Here is an 8,904-nt window from a genome sequence, read left to right on the forward strand (position 1 = left end):
TTTATGATGCGGCGCCGCGGCTCGTCGTGTGCGATCCGCTCAGCGCGTTCCTCGGCGCGGCCGAGGACGGCCTGCTTAAGTATGGCTATGCCGATGCGGTGCGGCTGGCCGGCGAAACCGTCCCAAACCTGGGGGGAGGATGGTAAAGGGCGCTGGGAAGGCGGCGAACCGAGGGCGCGATGAAGTGGCGGGTCATGGTGGAGGTGACGGGCGAGGACGGCGCGGTGACGCAGCACGTGATCTCCGAGGGTGAGCGCACCGGGTCAGGCCAGGCGGCAACGCTTGGGCTGAGTCTGAGTGAGGGCAAAGCGACCCTGGCCGGCCTGCAGCGCGTCCTGGTCACGGCCCAGGCCGACGCGCATTGTCGCCTTCGGCGTCGGTGCGGCCACTGCGGAGCGTCGCGCCCGCTCAAGGACCACCGCTCCCGCCGGCTGGTGTCGTTGTTCGGCACGGTGGAGGTGCGCGCACCCCGCTTCGACGCCTGCCGCTGCGGCGTGGCCTGCCGGCGCAGCCTGACCCCGGTCGCTGAGATCATGCCCGACCGCTGCACCCCGGAGTACGAACGCATTCTATCCGGGATGGGCAGCGCGCTGCCGTATCGGCAGGCGCGGGCGTTGCTGGCCGAGCTGTTGCCGTTGGACACGGCTCCCGAGGTGGAGACGATCCGTCGGCGCACGCTCCAGGTCGGCACCCGGCTCGAACGGGCGGCGCTGGTCCCGCCGGATGAGGGGTCGTCGGCCCCGGCAACGGCGATCACGCTGGCCATCGACGCGGGGCATGTGAAGTCGATCAAGACTTATCAGGTGCGCTCGTTTGAGGTGATGCTCGCGCGGGTGGGAAACGATCAGGGGCGGGAGGTCGTTTTCAGCAGCCTGCCGACCGAGGCCGACCGGCAAGTGTGGCAACTCCATCATGTTTTACGCCGTTTGGGGGTGACGGCGACCACACCGGTCACCATCCTCAGCGACGGCGCGGAGGGTCCACGGTCGCTGGGCGCCGCGGCCAGCGTCGGCTCGATCCGTAACGTCCTCGACTGGTTCCACCTATCAATGCGGGTCCAACACGTGGCGCAGGCCGTCAAGGGCTGGGCCACGGCGGTGCCGGCCGCCGCGGAGCGGACGACGATGCTGGCCGACGCCGTGACCCGCCTGCGCTGGCGGCTCTGGCACGGCCAGACTGAACGGGCGCTGACCTTGATCGGCGACCTCCTGGCTGAGCTCGACGCCAGCCTGAAAGCCGCCGACAGCCCGCCGGCCCGGAAGGTGGCAACGCTGCTGCGCGCCCTGGAAACCTACGTTGCCGGACAGGCCGACCTGATCATTGACTACGCCGCCGCCCGACACCGGGGCGAGCCCATTTCCAGGGCAACGACCGAAAGCACGGTCCAGCGCCTGCTGCACCGGCGCATGGGCGCCAACCAGCAAATGCGCTGGTCTCCGCGGGGCGCCCACCGGATGCTGAAGGTGCGCACCGCGATGATGAACGGCACGCTCGCCTCGGATCACACCGCTGCCGAGCCATACGCCCGCCGGCCGTTCCACCGGGCTGCGTGATGGCCCCCCAGGTTTGCGACGGTCTCTCCCGTGACAATGCCGAACCGCCGGTTGATGTCGTCACTGGTTATCGAGCTTGATTAACTCCGGGGCGAAGGTCAGGTAGGGGAAATTCAAACCGCTGAGATTGGCCGTAGGCTCGACGGCGGTTCTGTACTCCATGTTGGCAGCGTCGCTGCTTGGGGACGCCTGGGGCTGGTCGTTGCTTCCCTCGTGGCTCGTGGGCTTGGTTGTGCGGATGAGGATGCTCGCCGTCGGCGTGTCGGTGTTGGGTGCCGCCGTCACCGTCAGCACTCCCGGAATGAACTCCGCCAGGATGTAATTGCCGCTGACCAGCGCCAGCGAACCCTGGGTGATGGTATGGCTGCCCGATCCCATGGGATTGGTCGTGCTTGCCAGGGCCCCGGAGAAGATCGTCTCCGCCGTGTCGCCATGTCCCAACCCGGCGCCACCGACCGTGTAAGTCAGGGGACCCGCTTTGCCGCGCGACCCGACGCTTTGCGAATTGGCGGTCACCGTCAACGCCGCCTTGTCGATGGTCAGCGCGCCTGCCGTATAGGCGATGTCGTAGTTGTCGGACGTCAGCCCTGAGGCGCTGAGCGTGTAGGTTCCCGCGTTCACCGCCCCCTGCGCCGTTCCGCCATAGGTCAGGGTGCCGCCCAGAACGGCGGCGGTCTCACCGTTGACGAAACCGCCGTAGGTGACCCCATTGCCACCGCCGTAGGCCAGCCCGTCATAGGTCTTGCCGGCATTGTTGGCGGTCACCGTCAACGCCGCCTTGTCGATGGTCAGCGCGCCTGCCGTATAGGCGATGTCGTAGTTGTCGGACGTCAGCCCTGAGGCGCTGAGCGTGTAGGTTCCCGCGTTCACCGCCCCCTGCGCCGTTCCGCCATAGGTCAGGGTGCCGCCCAGAACGGCGGCGGTCTCACCGTTGACGAAACCGCCGTAGGTGACCCCATTGCCACCGCCGTAGGCCAGCCCGTCGTAGGTCTTGCCGGCATTGTTGGCTGTCACCGTCAGCGACGCCTTGTCGACGGTCAGCGTGCCGGGGGCGGCCAGGATGTCGTAGCCGAACTGGCTGGAATAGAGCCCGGCGATCGTCAGGCCGGTGCCGGTGTAGGTTCCGGCGTTGGCGCTGCTTGCCTTGTACTGCGCCGTTCCCAGAACCTTGCTCGCGTCGTAGGAGGTTGGGCTGTAGGTCAACGTCCCAAAATCCGAGGAATAGGCGGAACCGTCATAAGTCTTGGTGCCGTTGCCGCCGGTGACGGTCAGGCCGGTCAGGAAGTTGCGCAGCAACGGCGCGGTGTAGCCGTCATAGATGCGCCAGGGCGATGCCGTGCCGCCCAGATCGTCGATAACGAATCCGGCGTTGGTGAAGTTGAGCAGGCTCGTCATGCCGGCGGCGTCATAGCCGGTGACGCCCGTGGCGCTGCCGGTGCCGACACCGCTGGTCAGGCCCGAACTGGCCGTGTTCCAGACACCGCCCGTGACCGTGCCTCCCACCCTGTTTCCGATCAGGCCGCCGATGTTGGCCCCGCTGCCGGAGTTGGACACGGTGCCCGTGGCGTAGCTGGTGCTGATGGACGCGCCCGTGTCGTTCAGCCCGACCAGCCCGCCCAGATTGTTGGCACTGCCGGCGCCGGTGACCGCGCCCGTCGCGTAGCTGTTCGTGACGCTGCCGCTGCCGGTGTTGCCGCCGACCAGCCCACCCACATTCATGCCGGTGCCGTGCGTGGTGCCGCTGGCAAAGGAGGTGCTGATCGTCCCCCCGGCGTTCTCACCGACGAGGTTGCCGACATCCGTTCCGCTGCCGGTCACACTGGCGGCGCTGTGGCTGCCCGTGATGGTGCCGGCATTGCGGCCCACCAGCCCGCCGACATTGTTCTGGCCGGTGATGTTGCCGGAGCCGAGGCGGAGGTTGCTGATCTGCCCGCCGATTCCGAGATAGCCGAACAGCCCGACATCGGTGCTGGACGATCGGTTGATGTGCAGCCCGGTGATGCTGTTGCCCTGGCCGTTCAGGGTGCCGGTGAAGGGAGTCGTGCTGTTGCCGATCGGGATGAAACCGGTCCCGTTGTTCCAGCCCGAGGTGCCGCTGGCATCGATGTCCCCCGCAAGCACAGACCTGGTGTTTGCCAGGCCGGAAGACGCCAGCCCCTGAAGCCCGTAGACATCGACGATCTGATAGGGTGTGGCGGTGCTTCCATTCCCGCCGGTGGCGCGCAGGAAGGATGCGGAGGTCGTGAGCCGGAAATCGTTGGCGCTGAAGGACGGCAGCGTGCTCGCGATCTGGCTCCAGGCACCGCCGGTCAGGTCGAAGCGGTTGACGCTGATGGCCTGGCTGCTGGTGGCCGTGCCGGCCGCCCCGATCGAAAGCCTCCCCAGCGCTGCGGACACGGCACCGCCCAAGGTGACGTTGCCGCCGTTGCTGGTGGTCAGGGTCAGGGCCGACGCGTCGCTCCAGGACAGCGGAGCGTTCACCGTCAGGTTGCCCGCCGCCGTCTGGCCAATCGTGCCGACTACCCCGAAACTGTTGCTTCCGCTGCCGTTGAGCGTGAGCAGGCCGCCGGACGACAGCGACGTGTCGAGACTGTAGGTCGCGGCGGAGCTGTTGAGATGGACGCCGTACCCCGCCGTCGTGGTGAGCGGCGCAAAGCTGGTTTTCGACAGGAAGGACAGATCCGTGTCGCTGTAGCTGCCGATGGTCGCGGTGTAGGCCCCCCGCGTCGCCGTCAGGCTGGTCTTCCCCGTCACCAGGCGGATCGCCGACCCATAGATGTCCAACCCGCTGATCCCGGAGGCCGTCACGACATCGCCGAAGGCCGCAGCCTTGGTCGCGTGGTTGTCGAAATAGGTCAGGACGCCGTTGGCGTTGATCGAGCCGGACGGGGCGAGGACGTAATAGTAGCCGTTGGCGCCGCTCACCGCGCTGCCGATCGATGTGCCGTTCGACACGGCGGTGACCGTCGCACCCCCCAGCGCCGTGGTGCCCGCATCGCTGTAGGCCCGTCCCGTAACGGCGACCGGGGTCGTGCTGTATTGCCAGCCCAGATAGGGATAAAGACCGCCGCCGGTGCTCCAGATCGCGCTGGAAAATCCGTTGGGCAGCGTGCCTTGCAGGGCCGCGGTGGTCATGCCGGTGGTGCCGCCGGACGAACCGCCGCCCAACGCGTTGGTCCGGCCGCTGGTCTGGGTGTCCCAGTAGCTGTTGGAGATTGCGCCAGGCGTGCCGTTGTTGTTGTAGCCGGCCAGCCCGCCGACATTCGTCGAACCGGTGACGTAGCCGGTCGAATAGGCTTTCGCAATCGTGCCGTTGTTGTAGTTGACGCCGACAAGGCCCCCGAGATTGCTGGCGCCGCCGGTGCCGATCACCCGGCCCATGGCGTAGGAATCGGAGATGGCGCCTTCGTTGTGGCCGACCAACCCTCCGCCTGAACCGACGGCGGTGGTGACCGTGCCGGTGGCATATGACTGGCTGATCGTCCCGCCATTGCCACCGACGTAGCCGTTGGCGCCGACCAGGCCACCGATATAGCTTCCGGTGGTGCCGCCGCTCACATTGCCGGTGGCGAAGGATTTCGTGACGACCCCGCCGTTCACGAGGTAGCCGACGAGCCCCCCGATGTCATAGCCGGCGCCGATGACGTTCCCGCTCGCCGAGGAGGAGGTCACCGTCCCGGCGTCGTTGACGCCGATCAGGCCACCGGTTTCGGCAAGACCGGTGGTCGTGCTTTCGACATTCGCGCCGGACGCGACGCCGGTGACCGTGCCTTGCCGAAGAGTCCCGACCAGCGCGCCCACATTGGCAGAGCCGGTGACCGATCCTCCGGACAGCGTCACGTTGCTGATCGCAGAACCCGTCCCCGCATAGCCGAACAGCCCGACATTGTTGGCGGCTGTCCGGTTGATGGTCAACCCGGTGATGCTGCGGTTCTGCCCGTCGAACTTGCCCGTGAAAGGACTGCCCGAACTGCCGATCGGCATGAACCCCTGGCTTCCCCACAGACCGGCGTAGTTGCCGTTGTTGGCGGTGAAGGCCGTGCCGAAATCGATGTTGGCGCCCAATGTGTAGCTCTCGCCCAGCCTCAACTGCATCAGTTGCAGGGCCGCCGGGGTGGTCACATTGGTCGAATACTGGCTGCGCAGCATCGGCCGGGTTTCGCCCGGAAACATCACCCAGGTGTTGGTGAAATCGAAGCCGCCATAGGTCGCCTGCGTCCGGACATTGGCCGTCGTAATGCCCGTGCCAATGTGGCTGGTGGCCACCCCAGTGCTGTTCATGTCCCAATAGGCGTTGGTCACCGTGGGGGTACCAGAAAAAATCTCCGCGCCGCTCAACCCGCCCGTATCATAGGTGCCGGTAGCCTTGCCGCTGGCGTAGACGTTGGTCAGCGTGGCGCCCTGGAACGTGCCACCGATCAGCCCGCCGGTATAGGAGCCGGTGTTGGTGACCGATCCGGTGGCGTAGGAGTCGGTGATCGATCCCGCCCGCTGACGCCCGACCAGGCCGCCGACTTCGCCATAGCCGTTGACGGTGGCCGCCGAGGACGAGTTGCTGATGGCACCCTGATCGTTCCAGCCGATCAGCCCGCCAACCTGACTAAAGTTACCGGTAACGCTGCCGGTGACATGGACGTTGCTGGCGCTGCCCCCATTCAGCCGTCCGACAAGCGCACCGACCGTTTGACCGCCGGAAATGGACACGTTGGAAAGCGTGATATCCCGCAACGAGCCCATCGTCATGCCGAACAACCCGGTCAGCGATTGAGAGGGCCGGTTGATCGTCAGGCTGTCGATCGTATGACCAAGCCCCGCGAACGTACCCGAGAAGCCGCTGATCGGAGCAAAGCCCGCCCCGGAGTTCCAGCCGCTGGTGGCCGAGGCGTCGATGCTGTTGCCCAGCGCGTAGAACCCGGACCCGGTCATGCCCTGCAACGCGGCGACATCGTGAATCAGCGTGTAGGGCTGGCCGTTGATGGAGAGGCCGGCGTTCGTCCCCGACAGCGTGACCCGCGCGCCGTCGCGCAGCGCGTAGCCGCCGCCAAAGGTCATCGCCAGCCCGGCGCCCGCTCCGGTCGCCGTGATGTCCCGGTCGATGCGGATGCTGCCCGCCGCGTTCAATATCAGGGTCGTGTCGGCGGACCAGCTGATCGGCGAGGCCACCGTGATGTTGCCCGCCTGCGTGCCGCCGCTGCCGGTCGTGACCGTCATGTTGCCGCCGACCAGGCCATTCGTGAGGGTGGTGACGTTGATGTTCGTGTCGTTGCCCCAGCCGGTATCCGGGGCGTCGGAGATCGTCACGTCATAGGGATCGATCAGCCAGTTGCCGTGCTTGCCCTTGGCCGCCAGGGTCGTGACCTTCGCGTTCGGGGCGATGTCCACCTTGGCGGCGGAGGTTTCCACCCAGCCGCCGTCGCCGCCGTTGGGCGCGGAGGCGTCGATGGTGCCGCCGACCTTGGTGGTGCCGCCTTCCATTCCGGCCAGCAGAGTCACCGAACCGGCCTTGCCGCCGATCGTCTGCGCCTCCACCACCCCGGTGTTCGACACGACGGAGGACACGGCCGCGCTCGCCCCTTGCGCGGTCATCAGGACCTGACCGCCGCTGGCGGAGATCAGCCCGCCATTCTCGACCAGCGCCGCCGTGGTCGCGCCATCGACCTCGATCTTCAGATGCCCGTTGGCCCCGGCGTTGAGCGTCACCTTGGCTCCGGCGGCCAGTGCCACATCGCCGTTGCGGGCGTTGACGGTGCCCTGGTTGGACACCGTGCCGCCAATCAGAACCACCGATCCGCCGTCGCGGGCGTTGATGGTGCCCTGGTTGACGACCGACCCGGTGGCGCTGTTGCTGGTGAAGACCTCCTTGCCGGCCATGAAGTCCTGGTTCGTGATGTCGGCGGTCGAGGCGACCAGCCCACCCACATCGACCCGCGCGGTCTTGCTGAACAGCACGCCGTTGGGATTGACGACATAGACCTTGCCGTTGGCGTTCATTTTGCCGGCGATCACGCTGCCGGCCCCGCCGGTCACCCGGTTCAAGGTGACGGACGCGGCGTCCGGCTGCTTGAAGGTGACGGTGGCGGACGAACCGACGTCGAAGCTGTTCCAGTTGACGATGCCGCGGGCGGTGCCTTGCGTCACCGTCATCGACGCGCCGTTCTCGGAGATCGACACCGACCCGGCGACGACCCGGCCGCCGGCCGGCAGGGCATTCGCGGCGGGATCGGCCAGGGCGCCGCCCGGCGCGGCGATCAGACCGAGGGCGATCAGTCCCGCCGGCACGACGGTTCCGACCGCATGGCCGCCGCCCTTCGCCGTTTCCGGCGCGACGACCCAAAACCCCTTGGCACGGTTCCAGATCAGCCGATAGGCCCGGTTCATCCCGCCGTGATCGTACATCGCCCTACCTCCTGATCAGAACATCTTGGTGACGGTGAACCAGACCCACGGGTCGGTCCGGCTGCCGTCCTGGTTGCGGCCCGGAACGTCGCTGCCCCGGTTGGGACCGAACGGCACCGCCGCCGTCAGGCTGACGCCGACGTTGCCGGCCAGCGCGTAGGTAGCCCCGATGCCGGCGCCGAACAACGGATAGCTGTTGGGCGTATCGCCACCCGCGTTCCACCCGTCCCAGGGCTTCGCGTTCTGGCGAATCAGGCCGGCGTCGACAAAGCCGAACAGGTCGAGCCCGGCGGCCCAACCCTCCGCGATCGGGCGGTGCAGTTCGAGATTCGCGACGAAGCCGCTGTCCCCCAGCCCTTCGTTGACCGGGTAGGCGCGCACGCCATAGGCGCCGCCCAAGGCGAATTTTTCCGAACTGTCGAGGTTCACGGTCGTCCACTGGCCGCTGAAGCGCCCGCGCAGGAAGAGGTCGTCGGTGATCGCCTGATCGCGGCGCAGGTCGAGGGAGAGCTTGGCGAAGCGGCCGTCCGTCCGGGCCGTTGCGTCATCCAGCGCCGCGTCGCTCGCCAGCCGCGACAGATCGAGCACACCGGCCGTAACCATGACCTGGTAGGTGGTCAGCCCGCCGCCGCCCCAGCCGTCGGAACGGTCGCCGGTGACGCTGACGCTTGCCTTGTTCACGCGCTTGCGGTGGAACGCGTCGCCCAGCAGGTCGTCGTCGTAGCGGCCATGCTCGTAGGACAGACGGGCGTGCAGGCTCTCCTCCGCGCTGCGGATCAGGGGGTAGAAGAGATCCGCGCCCTGGGTCAGGGCCACGCCCTTGCCGTCGAGGTCCTTGAAGGGGCCGCCCAGCCGGTAGCGGAGCGCGCTGGCCCTAACAGGGTGCGGAAAAACGAACATATTTCGGCCTTTTGCCCCCTCTGAGGCTTGGAAATGGCGTTTCCGCCGCCCGTTT

General features: G+C 67.3%; 3 protein-coding genes. 1 reads left to right on the top strand and 2 read right to left on the bottom strand.

Annotated elements, in window-relative coordinates:
* Nucleotides 1-179: 179 nt before the first annotated feature.
* Nucleotides 180-1,553 (top strand): ISKra4 family transposase, encoded by a 1,374-nt coding sequence (locus Q4I23_RS27235; protein ID WP_498528279.1) that lies wholly within the window; start codon nt 180-182, stop codon nt 1,551-1,553.
* A 60-nt stretch (nt 1,554-1,613) separates the two neighbouring features.
* Here Q4I23_RS27235 and Q4I23_RS27240 read toward each other — a convergent pair whose 3' ends face one another.
* A complete protein-coding gene (locus Q4I23_RS27240; RefSeq protein WP_498528280.1) occupies nt 1,614-7,949 on the bottom strand; it encodes a two-partner secretion domain-containing protein in 6,336 nt (2,111 codons plus the stop codon).
* Between the two features lie 15 nt (nt 7,950-7,964).
* On the bottom strand, nt 7,965-8,849 hold the full coding sequence (locus Q4I23_RS27245) for a ShlB/FhaC/HecB family hemolysin secretion/activation protein (protein ID WP_498528281.1): 885 nt from the start codon (nt 8,847-8,849) through the stop codon (nt 7,965-7,967).
* Nucleotides 8,850-8,904 lie beyond the last annotated feature (55 nt).

This window comes from Azospirillum sp. UFLA03-27 (assembly GCF_059803775.1).

Coding starts and splice junctions, on each gene's coding strand:
- Q4I23_RS27240 (WP_498528280.1), bottom strand. CDS start 7,949: ATGTACGATCACGGCGGGATGAACCGGGCCTATCGGCTGATCTGGAAC.
- Q4I23_RS27245 (WP_498528281.1), bottom strand. CDS start 8,849: ATGTTCGTTTTTCCGCACCCTGTTAGGGCCAGCGCGCTCCGCTACCGG.
- Q4I23_RS27235 (WP_498528279.1), top strand. CDS start 180: ATGAAGTGGCGGGTCATGGTGGAGGTGACGGGCGAGGACGGCGCGGTG.